Raw genomic sequence first — 19430 nt, forward strand, 5'->3', positions numbered from 1 at the left:
GGCATTCGCTGGCGGAATGTCTCCGGGGTTCCTAGCGTGGAGGGCGCGAACAAGCGCTCCACCAAGGGGACTTCCCACAATCGGGAATCCCGGGAAAGGCGAGGAATCATGCCGCTGGTCACCATTCACCTGCGCCGGGGCACCACCCCCGAATACCGCCGCAACGTGTCCCTGGGCATCCACAGCGCCATGGTCGACGTGCTGAAGGTCCCCCAGGACGACCAGTTCCACGTCTTCCACGAGGTCTCGCCCGACAACTTCCAGATGCAGCCGGTGGTGTTCGGCCTGCGGCGCGGCGAGCGCGCCATGTTCATCCAGCTGTCCTTCAACTACCGCGCCGCCGAGCAGAAGGCCGAGCTGTTCCGGGCGATCGTCGACAACCTGCGGCTGTTCGCCGATGTCCCCGAGACGGACATCCTGATGATGGTCGTCGAGACGGCCGCCGAGAACTGGTGGGCCGCCGGGCGCGTCGTCAACCCGGCAACCGGCTACGACGAGCGGATGGACGCCGACTCCACCCCCGTTGCACCGAGTGCAGCGATCTGACGTTCACTCAACTGAGCCTCCGTCAACGCACTGTGTGCCGCACCGGCGCGCCGCACGACTCGCTCCGTGTCATCGTGCTACTGGGTACGAAGGACGGCGGAACGGAGCGGATCCGGATGGCGACAGGGCGGAGCTCGGGCGTGGGTGGCGGACTGCGGGCTGACGATCCGGTGCGGCCGCTGCCGGAGCTGCTGAAGCGGCACGCCGAGCGGTCGGCGGAGCGGGTGGCGTTCCACGATTTCTCACGTGGCGTCAGCTACGCCGAGTTGGAGCGGCGGACGGGGCGGCTGGGCGGGTGGCTGGCGCGGGCGGGGGTGGGACGCGGGGATCGGGTGGCGCTCGTCCTGGGCAACTGCGTGGAGCTGGTGGAGGGTTGCCTCGCCGTGCTGCGGGCGGGTGCGGTCGGTGTGCTGCTCGATCCCCGCTCCTCCGACGCCGAACTCGACTACTTCCTGACCGACAGCGGCGTTTCGGCGCTGATCACCGATCCGGCGCACCTGGCGCAGCTCTCCCGCCTCGGCCCCGCGCGGCGAGGCCTGCACACCCTGCTCACCGGCACGGACCCGATCCCCTCGCACGCCCCCGACGGCACCGTCCACTTCGAGACGGCGGCGACGGCCGACGGGGCCGAGGCGCGCGACGACCTGGGGCTGGACGATCCGGCCTGGCTGCTCTACACCTCCGGGACCACCCATCGCCCCAAGGGCGTGCTCTCCACCCAGCGCGGCGCGCTGTGGTCGGTGGCGGCCTGCTACGCGCCGATCTTCGGGCTCTCCCCCGCCGACCGGATGCTGTGGCCGCTGCCGCTGTTCCACAGCTTCGGGCACTCCCTGGCGATCCTGGGCACCACGGCCGTCGGCGCGAGCACCGCGATCGCCGGTGCGCGCCTGGCCCCGGGCGACCTGTGGCACGCGTTGCACTCCCCGGGCCCGGACGGCGCCCTCGGCGGGCCGTTCACGCTCCTCGCGGGCGTCCCCACCACCTACCACCAGCTGATGTCCGCGGCGAAGGGTGCTCAACTCCCGGTGTCGCGGCCGGGGCTGCGGCTGTGCGTCACCGCGGGCGCGCCGTGCCCGCCCGCGCTGCGCGGGGCGGTGGAGGAGGCCCTCGGCGCGCCGCTGCTCGACGTCTACGGCAGCACCGAGACCTGCGGCGCGATCGCGGTGACCCGGCCGGGCGGCCCCCGGGTCGACGGGTCGTGCGGGCTGCCGGTGCCCGGCGTGGAGGTCCGCGTGGTCGACCCGGGCAGCGGGGCCGACGTGGGCGCGGGTGGCGAGGGCGAGTTCTGGGTCAGCAGTCCGGGGCTGATGACGGGCTATCACCACCGGCCGGAGGCGACGGCCGCCGCGCTGCGCGGGGGCTGGTACCGGACCGGGGACCTGGGGCGCCGCACCGGCGACGGCCATCTCGTCCTCACTGGCCGGCTCAGCGAGTTGATCATCCGGGGCGGTGAGAACATCTATCCCACGGAGGTCGAGCACGTGCTGCGCGGCTGTCCCGGCGTGCGGGACGCCGTGGTGCTCGGCCTGCCGCACGCCGTGCTCGGCGAAGTCCCGGTCGCCTTCGTGGTGCCGGGGCCGGAGGGGCTGGACGCGCGGGCGGTGCTCGACCGGTGCCGCACGCGCCTGGCGAGCCACAAGGTCCCGGTGGAGGTCCGCGAGATCGAGGCCGTGCCGCGCACGCCGTCCGGCAAGATCGTCCGCCGCGCGGTGCTCGGCGCACCCGTCGCGGAGCCGGCCCCGGCCGCCGGGGCGCTGTACCGCGCGCTGCTGCCACTGCCCGCCGAGGAGCGGGAGCGCGCACTGTGCGAGGCGGTGTGCGCCGAGACGGCCCGGGTCCAGGGAGGCGCGCCGAGAGCGGAAGTCCCCGACGCGGACCGGCCGTTCACGGACCTCGGGCTCACCTCGCTCGGCGCCATCGAGCTGACCGACCGGCTCGCGTCGTCGACCGGGCTGAGCCTGCCGCCGACGCTGGTCTTCGACCACCCCACCCCGGCCGCCCTCGCCCGCCACCTGCACTCCGAACTGTTCACCACCGTGCCCGCCGCCCCGGAGATGCCACAAACTCCGCACGACAGCGATCCGGTGGTGATCGTCGCCATGGCCTGCCGCTACCCGGGGGAGGTGGACTCCCCCGAGGGGCTCTGGGAGTTGGTGGCGCAGGGCACCGACGCGATCTCGGGGCTGCCGACCGACCGGGGCTGGGACCTCGCCGCCCTCCATCACCCCGACCCGGACCGGATCGGCCACAGCTACACCCGCAGCGGCGGATTCCTGCACCGGGCGGCGGAGTTCGACGCGGGCCTGTTCGGCATCTCGCCGCGCGAGGCGCTCGCCATGGACCCGCAGCAGCGGCTGCTGCTGGAGGTCTCCTGGGAGGCGTGGGAACGGGCGGGCATCGACCCGACGTCGGTGCGCGACAGTGAGACGGGCGTGTTCCTCGGGGTGATGTACGGCGACTACGCCTCCCGCTTCACCGAGCACGAGTTGGAGGCGCACCTCGCGCTGGGGTCGGCCGGCAGCGTGGCCTCCGGTCGGGTCGGCTACGTGTTCGGCCTGCGCGGGCCCGCCATCACCGTCGACACGGCGTGCTCGTCCTCCCTCGTCGCGGTGCACCAGGCGGTCGGGGCGCTGCGTTCGGGTGCGTGCTCGCTGGCGTTGGCGGGCGGTGTCACGGTGATGTCGACCCCCAATCCGCTGGTCGCGTTCAGTCGCCAGCGCGCCCTGGCGCCGGACGGCCGGTGCAAGTCGTTCTCGGCCACGGCGGACGGCACGGGCTGGGCCGAGGGCGTCGGGGTGCTGCTGCTGGAGCGGCTGTCCGACGCGCGCCGCAACGGTCATCCGGTGCTGGCCGTGGTGCGCGGCAGCGCCGTCAACTCCGACGGTGCGTCCAACGGCCTGACCGCGCCGAACGGCCGGGCCCAGCAGCGCCTGATCGAACTGGCCCTGGCCGACGCCGGGTTGCGGCCGCACGAGGTGGACGCGGTGGAGGCGCACGGGACGGGCACCGCGCTCGGTGATCCGGTGGAGGCGCGGGCGCTGCTCGCCGGCTACGGCCAGGGCCGGGGGCCGGCGGACCCACCGCTGTGGCTGGGCAGCGTGAAGTCCAACCTCGGACACACCCAGGCCGCCGCGGGGGTCGCCGGGATCATCAAGATGGTCCAGGCCCTGCGGCACGGCGAGTTGCCCAGGACGCTGCACGTGACGGCGCCGACTCCGCACGTGGACTGGTCCGCCGGCCGGGTGGAGGTGCTGACCGCCGCCCGGCCGTGGCCCGCGCGCGACGGACGGCCGCGGCGCGCCGGTGTGTCGGCCTTCGGGATCGGCGGCACCAACGCGCACGTGATCATCGAGGAGCCGCCCGCCGCCGACCCCGCACCGCGGCAATCCAAGGATCCGGTGCCGTGGCTGGTCTCCGGCGCCGACGAGGCGGCCCTGCGCGCCCAGGCGCGGCGGCTGGCGGAGCACCTCGCTGCTCGGCCGGACCTGTCCCCGGCGGAGGTGGGCCACTCGCTCGCGGTGTCGCGGGCGGCGCTCACCCACCGGGCGGTGGTGCCGGCCGGTGACCGCGAGCGCATGCTGGCCGGTCTCCGGGCGCTCGCCGAAGGAACCGGCGGCGCCGGGGTGTTGGCGGGCCCGGCCGACCCGCGCACCCGCCTCGCCTTCCTGTTCACCGGGCAGGGCGCCCAGCGTGCGCGGATGGGCGAGGAACTCCGTTCTGCGTTCCCCGTGTTCGCCGCGGCCTTCGACGAGGTCTGCCAGGTGCTGGACGGCGAGCTGGGCCGGCCGCTGCGCACGGTGATCCGCGCCGAGCCGGGCTCGCCGGACGCGCTGCTCGACCGGACGGACTTCACCCAGGCCGCGCTGTTCGCTTACGAGGTGGCGCTGTTCCGGCTGGTGACGTCCTGGGGAGTGCGGCCCGATGTCCTGGCCGGGCACTCGGTGGGCGAGTTGGCGGTCGCGCACGTCGCGGGCGTGCTGGACCTGCCGGACGCGGTGCGCCTGGTCGCGGCGCGCGGACGGCTGATGCGGGCGCTGCCCGAGGGCGGGGCGATGGTGGCCCTGGAGGCGGCCGAGCACGAGGTGCTGCCCGAACTCGCGGACGTGGCCGACCGGGTGGCGATCGCCGCGGTGAACGGACCGCGCTCGGTGGTGATCTCCGGCGCACGGGACGCCGTCCTCGCCGTGGCGGCGCGGTTCAGCCGCAGCACGCGGCTCAAGGTCGGCCACGGCTTCCACTCGCCGCTGGTCGAGCCGGTGCTCGACGAACTCCGGCGCGTTGCCGAGACGCTGACGTACCGCCCGCCGGAGATCCCGGTGGTCTCCACGGTGACGGGGCGTCAGGTGACGGCCGAGGACATGGCCTGCGCGGACTACTGGGTGCGGCACGCGCGGCTGCCCGTGCGGTTCGCCGAGGCCGTGGAGTGGCTGGGCGGCAGCGGCGTGGGGGGCTTCCTGGAGCTGGGCCCGCAGCCCGTGCTCACCGCCTACGCGCAGGACGGGCTCGCCCAACAGGACGACGGCGGGCCGGTGTTCGCCTTCGCGGCCCGGGCGGGCGAGCGCGAGCCGGAGACGCTGCTGTCGGCGGTGGCCCGGCTGCACGTGCGCGGCGTCGGCGTCGACTGGCCGGCGGTGTTCGCGGGGCGCGGGCTGCGGCCGGTGGAACTGCCGAGCTACGCCTTCCAGCGCCGCAGGTACTGGCTGAACCCGCCGCGCCCGACTGTGACCAGGCCGGCCACCGGGGAACATCCGCTGCTGGGGCCGCCGTTCGAGCTGCCGGACGGCGGGCCCACGGTGTTCTCCGGCCAGCTGTCGGCGGCCGCCCAGCCGTGGCTCGCCGATCACGTGGTGGGCGGGGTGCCGCTGGTGCCGGGGACGGCGTTCGTCGAGCTGGCCGCGCGGGCAGGCGCCGAGGTCGGCTGCGGCGCGGTGGAGGAGCTCGTGCTGCTGCGGCCGCTCACGCTGCCCGACGACGGGGTGCGGGTGCAGGTCGTGGTGGGGGCGGTGGACGGGTCCGGTCGGCGGTCCGTCGAGGTCCACGCGCGACCGGTCGAGCCGACCGAGGCCGCCACGGCCTGGACGCAGCACGCCGCCGGCCGGATCGCGGCCCTGGCGCCCGAGCCTGCGGCGGCACCGGAGGAGCCCGGCCTGGTGCAGTGGCCGCCGGCCGGCGCCACGCAGGTCGATCCCGCCGAGGCCTACGACCTGGCGGCGGAACGCGGCCTGGCCTACGGACCCGCGTTCCGTGGCGTCCGCGCGCTGTGGCAGCGCGGCGCGGAGGTGTTCGCGGAGGTCCGGTTGCCCGAACCGTGGGCCGGCGAGGCGGACTGGTACGGCCTCCACCCCGCGCTGCTGGACGCTGCCGTGCACGCCTCGCTGCTGGCCTCGACCGCCCGGGAGGCGAGGGTGGACGGCGCCCGGGTGCCGTTCCAGTGGCACGGCGTGCGCCTGCACGCCACTGGCGCGTCGACACTACGCGTGCGGATCGGGCCGGCTTCGGTGGACGGCGCGTTCTCGTGCACGGTCGCCGACCCGGCGGGCCGCCTGATCGCCCGGGTCGACTCCCTCTCCACCAGGGCGCTTCCGGCCGGGCGACAGCGCCCCGGGGAGGAGATCGTCCGGCGCGCCCTGCTGCGCCCCGCCTGGATCCCCGTGGAACTACCGGCGTCTGCGGCACAGTTGATGAACCATCAAGTCATCGGGACGGACGAGCTGGACCTCGGTGCCCTCCTCCCGCCCGGCGCCGCGACCACGCCCCGCCACCTGCTGGTCACCGCCGTCGACCCGGGCGCGGATCGCGACCTGCTGGCCGGCGTCCAGCGGCTGACTGCCCGGGTGCTCAAGGTCCTCCAGGACTGGCAGGAGGATCCCGCCATCGCGGGTTCGCGCCTCGTGGTGGTGACGCGGGACGCCACCGCTGCCGCGCCGGATCTGGCGGGAGCCGCCGTCTGGGGGCTGGTGCGCGCCGCACAGCCCGAGCTGCCGGGACGCATCGCGCTGGTCGACGTGGACGCGGGCCCCGCCTCCCTGCGCCTGCTGCCCGCCGCGCTGGCCAGTGGCGAGCCCCAACTCGCGCTGCGAGCAGGCCGAATGACGGTGCCACGGCTGGCCGATGCCGACCCGACCCAGCACCGCACCGCCTTCGATCCGGACGGCACGGTGCTGATCACCGGCGGCACCGGAGCCCTGGGCGCGGAGGTCGCCAGGCACCTGGTCGACGCGCACGGGGTCCGCCGGCTGCTGCTGGTCGGGCGGCGCGGCCCGCACGCACCAGGAGCCGCCGCCCTGAGCGCGACGCTGGCGGAGCGGGGCGCGCAGGCCAGGATCGTCGCGGCCGACGTGGCCGACCGGGCCCGGCTCGCCGAGCTGATCGAGTCCTGCGATCCCCCGCTGACGGCCGTCGTGCACGCCGCCGGGGTGCTCGACGACGGGGCACTGGCGGCCCTGTCCCCAGCCCGGCTGGCGGCGGTGCTGCGGCCGAAGGCGGACGCGGCCTGGCACCTGCACGAGCTGACCCGCGAGCGGGACCTGTCGGCCTTCGTGCTGTTCTCCTCCGTCTCGGGCGTGCTGGGCCGGGCCGGCCAGGGCAACTACGCCGCAGCGAACTCGTTCCTGGACGCGCTGGCCCGGCAGCGGGCCGCGGCCGGCTTGCCCGCCGTCTCGCTGGCGTGGGGCCGCTGGGGCCATGAGGCGGGCATGGCAGCACAGTTGGCCGATGGCACCGGACGCGCAGCGGGCTCCGGAGAGGTGGTCCGCGCGTTCACCACCGCGCAGGGACTGGCGCTGTTCGACGTGGCGCTGCGGAGCGGGGATCCGGTCCTCGTGCCGGTCCTGCTGGACCGGGCCGCGCTGCGCACCGCCGCCCACCTGCCGCCACCCCTGCGTGGCTTGGTGCCGCGCGGGCCGGCCGAACAATCCTCGGACGCCGCAGCGCCCGGAGCGTGGCGCACGCTGCTCACCGGCCTGCCCGCCGAGCGGCGCGGGCCCGCTCTCGCGGAGCTGCTGCGCGGTGAGGTGGCCTCGGTGCTCGGCTACACCGGCGCGCAGGAGCTGCCCACCGGCCGGAACCTGGCCGAGCTCGGCTTCGACTCCCTGACGGCGGTTCAGCTCCGCAACCGGCTCGGCACGGCCCTGCGCCTGCGGCTGCCCGCGGCCGTGGCGTTCGAGCACCCGGCGATCGAGGGCCTCGCCCGCCACCTGCTCGACCTGCTCGAAGACCTGCCCGAGGACGCGCCCGAGGACTCGCCCGACGACTCGCCCACTGAGCGACCCGCACCGCCCACCGCCCGCCCCGCGCAGACGCTCGCCGCGCTCTACCGCACGCTCTGCGAGCAGGGCCACCCGGTGGCGGCGATGCACCTGGTGGTCGCGGCCTCCTCGGCCGCCCCGACCTTCACCGCCGCCGACGCCGACGCCGCCGGGCACGCCGTGCCGCCGCTGCGCCGGGCCGAGGGGCGCGCCGGTGCCCCGGTGGTGGCCTTCTTCCCCGACCACCGACCGCCGTCCGCACTCCCGGGCGGCGGGTTCGCGGCCCTGCACGCCTGCTTCGAGGGCGAGTTGGACGTCCTGGAGTTCCCGCACCCGGGCCTCGGCACGGGCCGCGCCGTCCCGGCCGACCGCGAGACGTTGGCCCGTCTGCACGCCGAGGCGGTGCTGCGGCACACCGGCGGGCGGCCCGTCGTGCTGGTCGGCGCCTCCGCCGGGGGCGCGGTGGCGCACGCCGTGGCCCGGTGCCTCGAAGGGCTGGGCTCGGCTCCCCTGGGGCAGGTGCTGATCGACCCGTACCTGGTCGACCAGGGCAACCACTCCACGCACTGGCTGACCGCCCTGGCCGCCCCGCCGCCCACAGCCGGGTTGGGCATCGCCCCTGGCGCGGACGGGGAGACCGGCGAGGAGGACGCCGCCGTCGCGGCCATGGGCGCCTACACCGCGCTCTTCATGGACTGGCGCCCGGAGCCGGTGGGCACCCCGACCCTGCTGGTCGGGGCCGACCGGCCGACCCCGGCGATGGCGGCCCGGGCGGACGGCGACGCCTGGCGCACGTCCTGGCCGCTGCCGCACGAGCGCGTCGAGGTGCCCGGCGACCACCTCTCCCTGCTGCGTGAGCACGCCGCCACCACGGCGGCCGCGATCCGCGCCTGGATCGGCTCGCTCGGCCGCGCTGACGCCCCGTCGGCGCCCGGCGTGCCTGCCCGAGCGGACCAGTGACCCTACGGGGCCCGTGCCGGGCCGCCGACGGTCAGCCGAGGGCGGCGGCCAGGTCGTCGAGGGCTCCGCTCTTGGCCTGGGCGACCAGGTCGCGGAACTGGTCCTCGCTCATCCGGACCTCCTGACCGAAGTCGTCGGTGATCCGCACCCGCTGCTCGGGCGGGGCGGCGGGGTCGAGGAAGAGCTGCGGGCAGCCGCAGTTGCAGTTGCCGCAGAAGGTGGCGATCGGTGCCGGGCCGGTCTCGTGCATGGGTGTCACCTGGCCGTTTCTTTCCGGGAGTTGATCGGTCAGCTAGTCGATGCCCAGTGGGCGCCCGTGGCGAACCCGCCGGCCGGTGGCGGAAAGCTGCCGAGAATTCCCGCAGGTCGGCGGGAACTCGGCGGCCCGGGCGGACGACTACCTGGCCCGGGCCCGCAGCTGCGCGCCCGCATGATCGGGATCACCTGGAGAAGTCGATGCGTCCTCGTGTGTTGTCCGGCCGGTCCGCCACGGCGGCGGTGCTGGCCGTGGTGGCCGTGCTGGCCACGGGCTGCGGCGGCGGTGCCGGCGGCGGCAGTGCCGAGCCCGCGGCCGCCCCGGCCGCGAGCGCGGCGGGCTACCCCGTCACGGTCACCGACTGCGCGGGGGCGGGGACCACCTTCACGGGGCCGCCGCGCAGGATCGTCACCAGCAACGCCTCCAGCCTGGAGATGCTGCTGGAGCTCGGGGTCGGGGACAGGGTGGTCGGCACCGGCTTCCCGCCCGGCAAGGGCACGATGCCCGCGCAGTTCGCCGACCAGGCGGCCCGGGTGCCGGTGCTCGGGCAGGCGGTGATCCCGAAGGAGAAGCTGCTCGGCTCCGGCGCCGACCTCTACATCGACACCTTCGCGCACGTGGCCGGCATGGGGGCGATGGGGGACGTGCCCACCGACCAGGAGTTCGCCGCCGCGGGCATCAGGCACGTGTACCTGAAGTCCACGGCTTGTGCCACCCAACTCAAGGGCCCGCAGCAGGACTTGTCCACCGTCGAGGCCGACATCCGCAACCTCGGCGCGGTGACCGGCAGTTCGGCCAAGGCCGGCGAGCTGATCGCGGGCATGGAGCAGACGGTCGGCCAAGTCCGGACCGCGCTCAAGGGCGTGGCCGCCGACCAGCGCCCGTCGTACTTCTTCTTCGACTTCGACGCCGGCACGAAGCAGCCGAACGCGGTCTGCGACAAGCAGGTCGCCAACGCGGTGATCACCCTGGCGGGGGCGCGCAACGTCTTCGGGGACTGCGACGGGGCGTTCAAGCCGGTCTCCTGGGAGCAGGTCGTGGCGGCGAACCCGGACTGGATCCAGCTCGGGGTGCGGGACAAGGGCAGTGCCGCGGCGAACCAGCAGGCCTTCGACGCGGCCGAGCAGTTCCTCAAGGACTTCCCCGCCACCAAGGGCCTGGCGGCTGTGCAGCAGGGCCACTTCGTCCGGATCACCTCGGAGCTGACCACCATCGCCGGAGTGCGCGACGCCGACACCGTGCGCCGGATCGCGGCGGTCATCCACCCCGACCTGGTGAAGGGGTGACCCGGACCGGTCGGGTGGCGGCGCTGCTCGCGCTCGCGCTGCCGGCCGCGCTGACCGCCGCCGTGTCGCTCGGGTCGGTGGACATCCCGGTGGGCGAGGTGTGGCGGGTGGTGGGTCACCGGCTGGCGGGCGATCCGCCCGCACCGGGCACCCGGGACCTGATCGTCTGGCAACTGCGGGTGCCGCGCGCGCTGTTGGCGGCGATCGTCGGCGCGGGGCTCGGGCTGGTCGGCACGGCCGTGCAGGCGCTGGTGCGCAATCCGCTGGCCGACCCCTACCTGCTCGGCATCTCCTCCGGGGCCTCGCTGGGCGCGGTCGCGATGATCGTGCTGGGCGCGGGCGTCGGCTCGGGGGTCGGGTTCGGCGTGTCGACCGCGGCCTTCGCGGGGGCGCTGGCGGCGTTCGCGCTGGTCTGGAGCGTGGCCCGGCGCGGTGGCGGGTTCGCGCCGCTGCGCCTGGTGCTGGCCGGGGTGGCGATCGGTCAGTTCCTCTCCGGTTTCACCAGTTTCCTGGTGCTGCGGGCGGGGGACGACCAGCAGACCCGGGGCGTGCTGTTCTGGCTGATGGGCAGCCTCGGCGGTGCCCAGTGGAGCCAACTGACCGTCCCGGCCGTGGTGGTGGCGGGCGGGCTGGTGGTGCTGCTGGCTCGGGCCCGGGCGCTGAACGCCCTGCTGATGGGTGATGAGACGGCGGCGGGTCTCGGCGTGGACGTGGTCCGGCTGCGGCGTGAGCTGTTCGCGGTGACAAGTCTGTTGACCGGCGTCATGGTCGCCGTGTCGGGGGCGATCGGCTTCGTGGGCCTGCTGGTGCCGCACGTCTGCCGGCTGCTGGTCGGCGGCGACCACCGGCGGCTGCTGCCGGTCTCCGCGTTGGCGGGGTCGGTGCTGCTGGTCGTGGTGGACACGGTGGCCCGGACGGCGCTGGACACCCAGGAGGTGCCGATCGGCGTGGTCACGGCGCTGATCGGGGCGCCGGTGCTGCTCTTCCTGCTGGACCGCCGGTTGGAGCCGCGATGAGGACGGCGATCGAGGGACTGACCGTCACGCTGGCCGGCCGGGACGTGCTGCACGGCGTCGAACTGGTCGCCGCCGAGGGCGAGATCGCCGGGCTGGTCGGCCCGAACGGGAGCGGCAAGTCGACCCTGCTGCGCACCGTCTACCGCCATCTGGCGCCGCGGGCGGGCCGGGTGCTGCTGGCCGGGCGGGACGTGCGGGCGATGGCGCCGGCCGAGGCGGCCCGGCACGTCGCCGCGCTGCCCCAGGAGCGCGGCGGCGACTTCGAGTTCACCGTCCGGGAGATCGTCGCGATGGGCCGCTCGCCGTACCAGCGGGCCTTCGCGGGCGAGGGCGCGGCCGATCGGCGGGCGGTGGCGCAGGCGCTGGACCAGGTCGGACTGGCCGGCCAGGAGCAGCGCGGCTTCGATGCGCTGTCCGGCGGCGAGCGCCAACGGGTGCTGCTGGCCCGGGCGCTGGCGCAGCAGCCGGAGGTGCTGGTGCTGGACGAGCCGACCAACCACCTCGATGTCCGGTACCAGGTCGAGCTGCTCGCCCTGCTGCGTGCCCAGCGCCGCACCACGCTGATCTCGCTGCACGACCTGAACGCCGCGGCCTCGCTCTGTGATCGGCTGCACGTGCTGCACGAGGGCGTGCTGGTCGCCTCGGGCACGCCGCGCGAGGTGCTCACCCCGGAGCTGCTGGAGGAGGTGTTCGGAGTCCGGGCGGCGGTGCTGGAGCATCCCCTGACCGGGGATCCGCTGATCGCCTTCGACCACCGGAGCCCGGTCAGGGGCTGAGCTCCGGTCAGCGCGCCTCGTAGTGGCTGGGCCGCCCGTCCCGCAGGACGAGGCGGCCGAGTCGTTCCGCCTGCTGACGGTGCATCAGCTCCGTTCTGCCGTCGGGGTGGCGCAGGACGGTCGAGTGCCACGGGGTGATCCAGGCATCGTCGGCGTCGAGCAGGCGGATGCCGAGCTTGCCGGCGCCGACGGGCTGCGGGTGGATGGAGAGCCGGACCGCGCGGGGGTACTGCTCGGCGATCAGTGCGCCCCAGGCCCGGCTGCGCTGGATGACGCCGTAGGCGCGCTGCCGGCAGTCGCGTTGCAGGGCGGAGCGGGTGCCCTCGAAGCCGGTGCTGTCCTCGGCCAGGAAGCGGGTGATGCCCCGGTAGAGCGCCAGGGTGGCCGGGTCCGCCCGCAGTTCGGCCCGCAGTGCTTCGACGGTGGGCGCGTAGCGGGCGTGGACGTGGGCGCGTTTCTCCTCGTGCGGCAGCTCGCCGAGTACGGCGCGCAGGTCGAACACCGAGAGGTGGCGCAGGCGTTCGCGCCGGATCAGGGCGGCGAGCTCGTCGGCGTAGGCGTCGATGTGGTGGTCCGGGACGCCGATCAGGTCACCGAAGACGTGCCCGTCCGAGCAGATCACCATCCGGGCGCCGGGCTGGTGCACCTCGCCGACGGCGGCGCAGAGCCGGTCGAGGAAGGCCAGGGAGCGGCGTTCGCCCTCGTCGGGCAGGTGGCCGAGCACTTTGGCGGGACTGGGCGACTTGCAGGGGAATCCGGGCAGGGTGAAGGTGATCGGCTCGCCGGCGGCCACGAAGCCGGCGAGTCTGGTCAGTTGGACCGGGAAGGCGCAGGCGGGCGCCGGGGCCTGCGGATCGGTGGCGCGGCGGTGCGCGAGCAGCAGGTCCAGGACGGCGGCGCAGGTGCGGTCGACGGTCTCGGTGCAGGTGGCGAGCGGCATGCGGGTCCTCCGGGAAGGCATGACGGCAGGGCGCCCCGGCGGTGTGCTCGGTGCCGGGGCGCGTGCGGTGGGCGGTTCAGTGGCGTTTGTCGTAGGCGACCGGCAGGTGGTTGACGCCGCGCGCCAACACGGCCGGGATCCAGGCCAGTTCGTCGAGGTCGCCGGCGGGTCGCAGACCGGGCAGGCGGGTCAGCAGGGTGCCGAGGGCGACCTGGAGTTCGGTGCGGGCGAGGGCGGCGCCGGGGCAGAAGTGGATGCCGTGGCCGAAGGCGAGGTGGGGGTTGGGGGTGCGTTCGAGGTCCAGGGTGTCGGCGTCGGGGAACTGCTCGGGGTCGCGGTTGGCGGCGCAGAGCGAGACGATCACCGAGTCGCCGGCCGGGATCGCGGTGCCGTGCAGCTCGCTGTCGGTGGCGAAGAAGCGCCAGGTGGTGAGCTCGAACGCGCTGTCGTAGCGCAGCAGTTCCTCGACCGCGCGGGGCAGCAGGGCGGGTTCGTCGCGCAGCCGGGCGAGCTGCCCGGGGTGGCGGAGCAGAGTGACCAGCATGGTGGAGAGCTGGTTGGTGACGGGCTCCTGGCCGGCCATCAGCAGTTGGAAGATCATCGAGTCGAGCTCCTGCGGCGCGAGTTCGCCCGCGCCCTCGGCGGCGACCAGCCGGGCGAGCAGGTCGTCCGCCGCTCCCCCGCGCTTGTCGGCGACGACGTCGGCGATGTACGTCTGGAGGGCGCGCAACCGGCCCTCGTACGCCGGTCGGCCGGGGTCCTGCGGGCCGACCGGCTGCACCACCTTGCCCCAGTCGCGGTCGAAGCGCTGTGCCAACTCCTCCGGCAGGCCGATCACTTCGGCGAGCACCTGGAACGGGTAGTGGGCGGCGAAGTCCCGCACCAGGTCGGCGCCGCCGGTTTCGGGCAGCCGGTCCACCAGGGCGTCGGCGAGTTCCTGGAGGCGGGGCCGCAGGGCGTCGATCCGGCGCGGCGCGAAGGCGTCCAACACCAGTCGGCGCATCGCGGTGTGCTTGGGCGGGTCCTGGTGCAGCAGGTGGACCTGGAGCTGGGAGTGCTGGGGCTCGGGCATGATCGAGGCGAGGCTGCGCCAGTAGTCGTTGCCGAGCGCGTGGTTCTTGCCCAGCCGTGGGTCGTTGAGCGTCTGCTCGGCGGCCTGGTGGCCGGTGACCAGCCAGGCGGCGATCCCGCTGGGGAAGCGCACCCGGTGCACCGGCCCGGCCTCGCGCAGCTCGCGGTACAGGTCGTAGGGGTCGCTCTTGTAGGCGGCGCCGTGGAGCGGCACCGGCTCGGGCAGCGCGGCTCCGGTGACGGGGCAGCGGGGTTCGGGCACTGGCACGGGCACGGGCATGGGAGTCCTCAATCGTCGCTAAATGTTGTTCAGTTGACGCGGGTTCGGCGCCGGGCGCCGAGCAGCAGCACGGCGAGCCAGGCGATGGCCGCCGCGAGCACCAGTCCGGCGCGCACGCCGCCGGTGCCGCCGCCGGCCAGGCCCCAGGCGGCGGTGGCGAGGGCGGGGCCCAGGGTGAAGCCGAGGCTGCGGGCGAGTTGGACGCCCGAGCCGGCGGCCGCCATCCGCTCGGACGGGGCGGCGGTCATGACGAGTTTCTGGACCGGTCCGCCGTACAGGCCCATGCCGAGCCCGGCCAGGCCGAGCCGCCAGGCGACGTCCGGGGGCGACCAGTTGTCGCCCAGCGGGACCAGCAGGAGCAGGCCGAACGCGGTGACGGCGGTGCCGGCGACGGCCACCTTGCGCGGCGCGAACCGGTCCGCGAGCCGGCCGCCGAGCGGTCCGGCCAGCGCCATGCCGAGCGGGAAGGCGAGCAGGGTCAGCCCGGTGACGGTCGCGCTCACCCGGTCCTGGTCCTGGAGGTGCAGCGCCACCAGGTAGCGCATCACGGCGAAGCCGGCCGCGACGCACAGCACCGTGCCGTGCACGCCCGCGGTGCCGCTGTCGCGCAGCAGCGCGGTGAGCGAGCGCCCGGCGGGGCCGCGCAGCCAGCGCACCAGCGGCGGCACGGCGGCGGCCGCGAGCAGCAGCCAGAGCGGGGAGCCCGGGGCGAAGGTGAGCGCCAGCAGGACGGCGCCCGTGGCGCTGCCGATCAGGCCGGCCTCGGCCAGCGCGCTGCGGTCGGGCGGCCGCAGCCGGCCGCCGCGCGGCGCGGAGCGGTGGGCGATCACCAGGGCGGCCAGGCAGACCGGCAGTTTGACCAGGAAGATCGCCCGCCAGCCCAGGTGGTCCAGCAGCAGCCCGCCGACCGCCGGGCCGGTGACGGCGCCGAGCGGGCCCAGGGTGGCGGGCACGCTCATCGCCCGCCCGCGCAAGCGGGGGCTCACCGAGCGGGCGGCGAGCACCGGCATGAGCACGAACAGCAGTGCCCCGAAGCCGCCTTGGGCGATCCGGGCGGCGAGCAGCCAGGGCGCGGAGGGTGCCAGCGCGGCCGCCGCGCTGCACGTCCCGAAGCCGGTGGTGGCGAGCAGCAGCGCCGGTCTGGTGCCGACCTGGTCGAGCCAGCGCCCGGCGGGCAGCAGCAGGGCCACCACCGGGAGCTGGTAGCCGAGGGCGGCCCACTGCGCGGTCTCCAGCGACACGTGCAGGCTGCGGGCCAGGTCGGGCAGGGCGATGTTGACGATGTTCATGTCCAGCATCGCCACGAAGGACAGCATCCCGGCGACCGCGACCAGGTCCCAGCGGTCGCGCCGCACCGGCGTCCCGGTGTCCGCCGGTCCGCTCATTCCGCTTCCCCCCGTCGTGACGGTCGCCGTCGGGCGACGGCAACCGTCACAGCAGTCGGGCGCGGAGCACGGAAAGTTCCGAACGGATTGCCGAATCAACGGAACCTTTCCTACCGCCTCACTCGGCCCGCGCCTGCCGGACCGTCAGATCTGCCGCCGTCAGATCCCCCGCCGTCAGATCCGCCGCCGGCCGGGCCGCCAGGTGCGCAGCCGCAGGCTGTTGCCCACCACCAGCAGCGAGCTCACCGACATGGCGAGCGCGGCGAGCATCGGGTTCAGCAGCCCGACCGCCGCCAGCGGAACCAGCACCGCGTTGTAGCCGAACGCCCAGACCAGGTTGGCCCGGATGGTGCCCAGGGTGCGCCGGGCCAGGGCGACCGCGACGACCAGGGACTCGATGTCACCGGTCACCAGGGTCAGGCCGGCCGCGCCGATCGCCGCGTCGCTGCCGGAGCCGAGCGCGATGCCCAGGTCGGCGCAGGCCAGCGCCACCGCGTCGTTCACCCCGTCGCCGACCACCGCGACGGTGCGCCCGGATGCGCGCAACTCCTCGACCAGCTCGGCCTTGCGCTGCGGGGAGGCGCCGGCGTGCACCTCCCGGATGCCCAGCTGCTCGGCCACCGCGCGGGCCGCGCCGGGCTGGTCGCCGGTGGCCAGCACCGTCTCCAGGCCCATGCCGCGCAGCCGGTGCACGGCCCGGTAGCTGCCCGGCCGCAGGCTGTCGCCGAGGGCGAGCAGCGCTGCCGGGCGCCCGTCCAGCTCGACGACCACCGCCGTCCGCCCCGCGCCCTCGGCGGCGGCGAGGGCCTCCCGCAGTTCGCCGGGGAGCGCGGCGGCGTCCGGCCGCAGCACCCGGACCCGGCGGTCCGCCACGGTGCCCTCGACCCCGAGGCCGGCCTCGGCCCGGAAGCCGGTGACCGGCGGCAGCGGCTGCCCGGCCGCCTCGGCCAGGGCCCGGCCGATCGGGTGCTCGGAGCGCTGCTCCACCGCCGCGGCCAGCCGCAGCACCTCCTCGGCGCGCTCCCCGGCGGCGGGCGTGGCGACGGCCAGCGCCATCCGACCGGTCGTCAGGGTGCCGGTCTTGTCCAGCACCACCGTGTCCACCCGGCGCAGGCTCTCCAACGCCTGCGGCCCGCGCACCAGCACGCCGAGCTCGGCCCCGCGCCCGGTGGCGGCCAGCAGCGCCGTCGGCGTCGCCAGTCCGAGCGCGCAGGGGCAGGCGACCACCAGCACCGCGACGGCGGCGGTCAGCGCCTGCTGCCGGCCGGCGCCCGCGCCCAGCCAGTAGCCGAGCACGCAGACCGCGATGGCCAGCACGACGGGGACGAAGACCCCGGCCACCGTGTCCGCCAGCCGCTGCGCCTTGGCCTTGCCGGCCTGCGCCTCCACCACCAGGGCGGTGATCCGGGCCAGTCGGGTGTCGGCGCCGACCGCCGTGGCCCGCACCACCAGCGCGCCGCCCACGTTGAGCGTCGCGCCGGTGACCCGGTCGCCGGGGCCGGTCTCCACCGGCACGCTCTCGCCGGTCAGCAGGCTGGTGTCCAGGGCCGAGCTGCCCTCGACCACCACCCCGTCGGTGGCGACCTTCTCACCGGGCCGCACCACGAACAGCTGACCGGGCAGCAACTGCTCGATCGGCACCATCCGTTCGACCTCGCCGACCCGGACGCAGACCTCCTTCGCGCCGAGCTCGGCCAGCGCCCGCACGGCCGAGCCGGTCCGCTCACGGGCCCGCCCCTCCAGCCGCCGCCCGCAGAGCACGAAGAGCGGCACGCCGACCGCCGCCTCCAGGTAGATGTGCGCGCCACCGCCGGCCGCGGCGGTCAACGAGAACGGCATCCGCATGCCCAGCGCACCCGCCCCGCCGAAGCACAGGGCGTAGGCCGACCAGCCGAAGGAGGCGAGCACGCCGAGGCTGACCAGGGTGTCCATGGTCGCGGTCGCGTGCCGCAGGGCGCGCCAGGCCCGCCGGTGGAACGGCAGCGAACCGGCCGTCACCACGAAGGCCGCCAGCGGGAAGCAGATCCACTGCCAGCCGCGCATTTGCAGCGCGGGCACCATCGACATCGCGATCACCGGGACGGCGAGCAGCGCGACCAGGCCCAGCCGCAGCCCCTCCGTCGGATCCTCGGCCGGTGCCACCGTCGGCGGCTGCTCGGCAGGCACCGGTTCGGCGGTGAAGCCGCCGGACTCCACGGCCGCGACCAGGTCGGCCACCGGCACGCCGGCGGGGTGCAGCACCCGGGCCCGGCCGGTCGCCAGGTTGACGCCGGCCCGGACGCCGTCGAGCCGGGACAGCTTCTTCTCCACCCGGGAGACGCAGGCGGCGCAGGTCATCCCGCCGACCGCGAGGTCGGTCGTCACCAGGTCGGTGGCGGTGTCCTGCGTGACGCGGCTCATCGGGCGGTCTCCAGGGTGGCGAGGCCGTCCATCCGCATGCCCGGCATGTCGGTCTGCTGCACCGGCCGGTCGGGACCGCCGGTGGCGGGCGCGGTGGGCCCGGCGAGCCGGCCGACCCCGTAGGAGGCGCCGAACAGCGCGGCGAGCAGCAGCACGAAGCCGAGCAGCGTCCGGGCGGGGCGCCCGGAGTCGGGCGAGGTGACCAAGTTCATCGAACTTCCTTTGTGATCATGCGTTAGTGACGGATCGTCAGGGGGCGGGATGGGGGGGCGAGGTGGGTGGCGGGGTGGGTGCCGCCGTCGAGCTCCGCCGCCCGCAGCAGCGCGACCAGCTCGTCCCGCGCGCGGGCGACCCGGGAGCGGACGGTGCCGACCGGGCAGTCGGCCGTCGCCGCGGCCTCCGCGTAGCTGAGGCCGAGCACCTGGGTGAGCACGAAGGCCTCCCGGCGCTGCGTCGGCACCCGGGCCAGCAGGTCGGCGAGCACCACCTGGTCCTCGAAACCGGTGGCCGGCGGGCGCTGCCGCTCGACGGCCTCCTCCCAGTCGGTCAGCGGGGCGTGGCGCGGTCTGGCCGCCGCGGTGCGGTAGCGGTCCACCACGGTGCGGCGGGCTATCGCGAGCAGCCAGGTGCGCGCCGAGGAGCGGCCGGCGAAGCCGGGCAGGCTCCGCAGCGCCCGCAGGAAGGTCTCCTGGGCCAGGTCGTCGGCGGACTCGACCTCGGTGAGGTGGGCGACGAAGCGCCAGACGTCGCGGTGGGTGGCCCGGACGAACGCCTCGACGTCGGCCGGGTCGCCGGCCCGCGCGGCCAGCGCGAGCGCGGTCAGTCGGTCGTCATCCACGGGGCGCCCCCGCCGGCCGGTTCCGCCGGGGCGGGTTCACCGTTCGCTCATCTCGCTGCGGGACGATGGGCGGGTGACCTGTGACGACTACCGCGCCGCGGCCTCGGCCGAACTCGACGGCGAACGTGACGCCGGCACCGACGCCGAACTCGACGCGGACCGGACGCCGGCCGAGCACCTGGCCCGGTGCGCCGAGTGCGCCGCCTGGCTCGCCGCCGCCCGGCGGCTGCGGGCGCTGTCGCTGGCCGCCCCGGGCCCCTCCGAGGAGTGGTCGCGGCGCTTGGTCGCCCGGGTGGTGGAGGAGGCCGCCAGTAGTGGTGGGCGGCCGGAGCCGCGGACGGGAGCGGATGGAGTCGCTCATGGGAGCTCCTGAGAGCAGGTCGGAGCGCGGTGCGCGCGTCGGCGGCACCGGCCGGAAGGCATGAGGGG

At 75.5% G+C, this 19430-nt stretch carries 13 protein-coding genes; 6 read left to right on the forward strand and 7 right to left on the reverse strand.

The genetic code is table 11. From position 1 onward, the window contains the following. Nucleotides 1–108: 108 nt before the first annotated feature. Nucleotides 109–546 carry a tautomerase family protein gene (locus FHX73_RS33910; protein ID WP_145909837.1) on the forward strand — a complete coding sequence of 146 codons (438 nt, stop codon included), beginning with the start codon at nt 109–111 and terminating at the stop codon, nt 544–546. A 116-nt stretch (nt 547–662) separates the two neighbouring features. After that, a complete protein-coding gene (locus tag FHX73_RS33915) occupies nt 663–8753 on the forward strand; it encodes a type I polyketide synthase (protein ID WP_145909838.1) in 8091 nt (2696 codons plus the stop codon). Between the two features lie 31 nt (nt 8754–8784). On the opposite strand, the gene FHX73_RS33920 is transcribed toward FHX73_RS33915, so the two are convergent. Further along, on the reverse strand, nt 8785–9003 hold the full coding sequence (locus FHX73_RS33920) for a hypothetical protein (RefSeq protein WP_145909839.1): 219 nt from the start codon (nt 9001–9003) through the stop codon (nt 8785–8787). A 206-nt stretch (nt 9004–9209) separates the two neighbouring features. Here FHX73_RS33920 and FHX73_RS33925 point away from each other — a divergent pair, with 206 nt between their 5' ends. From FHX73_RS33925 to FHX73_RS33935, 3 genes are read left to right on the forward strand one after another with little or no spacing between them, the layout of a single operon-like run. Continuing rightward, nucleotides 9210–10295 carry an ABC transporter substrate-binding protein gene (locus FHX73_RS33925; RefSeq protein ID WP_211786420.1) on the forward strand — a complete coding sequence of 362 codons (1086 nt, stop codon included), beginning with the start codon at nt 9210–9212 and terminating at the stop codon, nt 10293–10295. Beyond that, nucleotides 10292–11311 (forward strand): FecCD family ABC transporter permease, encoded by a 1020-nt coding sequence (locus FHX73_RS33930; protein WP_145909840.1) that lies wholly within the window; start codon nt 10292–10294, stop codon nt 11309–11311. The genes FHX73_RS33925 and FHX73_RS33930 overlap by 4 nt, the downstream gene beginning before the upstream one ends. Continuing rightward, the gene (locus FHX73_RS33935; RefSeq protein WP_145909841.1) at nt 11308–12087 is read left to right on the forward strand and encodes an ABC transporter ATP-binding protein; all 780 of its coding nucleotides are present in this window, start codon (nt 11308–11310) and stop codon (nt 12085–12087) included. The genes FHX73_RS33930 and FHX73_RS33935 overlap by 4 nt, the downstream gene beginning before the upstream one ends. A gap of 7 nt (nt 12088–12094) precedes the next feature. On the opposite strand, the gene FHX73_RS33940 is transcribed toward FHX73_RS33935, so the two are convergent. The 6 genes from FHX73_RS33940 to FHX73_RS33965 all read right to left on the reverse strand — a co-directional run bounded on the left by FHX73_RS33940 (nt 12095) and on the right by FHX73_RS33965 (nt 19001). After that, nucleotides 12095–13027: an L-tyrosine/L-tryptophan isonitrile synthase family protein gene (locus FHX73_RS33940; protein ID WP_145909842.1), complete on the reverse strand. Its 933-nt coding sequence runs from the start codon at nt 13025–13027 to the stop codon at nt 12095–12097. 76 nt (nt 13028–13103) lie between these two features. Then, the gene (locus tag FHX73_RS33945; protein ID WP_246214102.1) at nt 13104–14366 is read right to left on the reverse strand and encodes a cytochrome P450 family protein; all 1263 of its coding nucleotides are present in this window, start codon (nt 14364–14366) and stop codon (nt 13104–13106) included. A 41-nt stretch (nt 14367–14407) separates the two neighbouring features. After that, the gene (locus FHX73_RS33950) at nt 14408–15763 is read right to left on the reverse strand and encodes an MFS transporter (RefSeq protein ID WP_145909844.1); all 1356 of its coding nucleotides are present in this window, start codon (nt 15761–15763) and stop codon (nt 14408–14410) included. Between the two features lie 174 nt (nt 15764–15937). Continuing rightward, nucleotides 15938–18163, reverse strand: a complete 2226-nt coding sequence (locus tag FHX73_RS33955) for a heavy metal translocating P-type ATPase (protein WP_145909845.1) — start codon at nt 18161–18163, stop codon at nt 15938–15940. After that, nucleotides 18160–18375, reverse strand: coding sequence for a hypothetical protein (locus FHX73_RS33960; protein ID WP_145909846.1), 216 nt, complete (start codon nt 18373–18375; stop codon nt 18160–18162). The genes FHX73_RS33955 and FHX73_RS33960 overlap by 4 nt, the downstream gene beginning before the upstream one ends. Nucleotides 18376–18398: 23 nt before the next feature. Next, nucleotides 18399–19001 (reverse strand): sigma-70 family RNA polymerase sigma factor, encoded by a 603-nt coding sequence (locus FHX73_RS33965; protein WP_246214061.1) that lies wholly within the window; start codon nt 18999–19001, stop codon nt 18399–18401. A gap of 73 nt (nt 19002–19074) precedes the next feature. On the opposite strand from FHX73_RS33965, the gene FHX73_RS33970 reads away from it, so the two are divergent. Further along, complete coding sequence (locus FHX73_RS33970) at nt 19075–19374, forward strand: hypothetical protein (protein ID WP_145909847.1); 300 nt, start codon at nt 19075–19077, stop codon at nt 19372–19374. The last annotated feature ends 56 nt before the right edge of the window (nt 19375–19430 follow it).

This window comes from Kitasatospora viridis (assembly GCF_007829815.1).
GTDB classification, from domain to species: Bacteria; Actinomycetota; Actinomycetes; order Streptomycetales; family Streptomycetaceae; genus Kitasatospora; species Kitasatospora viridis.

Bases quoted from the DNA above. Each gene is read 5' to 3' on its own strand.
- FHX73_RS33910 (WP_145909837.1), top strand. From the start codon at position 109: ATGCCGCTGGTCACCATTCACCTGCGCCGGGGCACCACCCCCGAATAC.
- FHX73_RS33915 (WP_145909838.1), top strand. From the start codon at position 663: ATGGCGACAGGGCGGAGCTCGGGCGTGGGTGGCGGACTGCGGGCTGAC.
- FHX73_RS33920 (WP_145909839.1), bottom strand. From the start codon at position 9,003: ATGCACGAGACCGGCCCGGCACCGATCGCCACCTTCTGCGGCAACTGC.
- FHX73_RS33925 (WP_211786420.1), top strand. From the start codon at position 9,210: ATGCGTCCTCGTGTGTTGTCCGGCCGGTCCGCCACGGCGGCGGTGCTG.
- FHX73_RS33935 (WP_145909841.1), top strand. From the start codon at position 11,308: ATGAGGACGGCGATCGAGGGACTGACCGTCACGCTGGCCGGCCGGGAC.
- FHX73_RS33940 (WP_145909842.1), bottom strand. From the start codon at position 13,027: ATGCCGCTCGCCACCTGCACCGAGACCGTCGACCGCACCTGCGCCGCC.
- FHX73_RS33950 (WP_145909844.1), bottom strand. From the start codon at position 15,763: ATGAGCGGACCGGCGGACACCGGGACGCCGGTGCGGCGCGACCGCTGG.
- FHX73_RS33955 (WP_145909845.1), bottom strand. From the start codon at position 18,163: ATGAGCCGCGTCACGCAGGACACCGCCACCGACCTGGTGACGACCGAC.
- FHX73_RS33960 (WP_145909846.1), bottom strand. From the start codon at position 18,375: ATGAACTTGGTCACCTCGCCCGACTCCGGGCGCCCCGCCCGGACGCTG.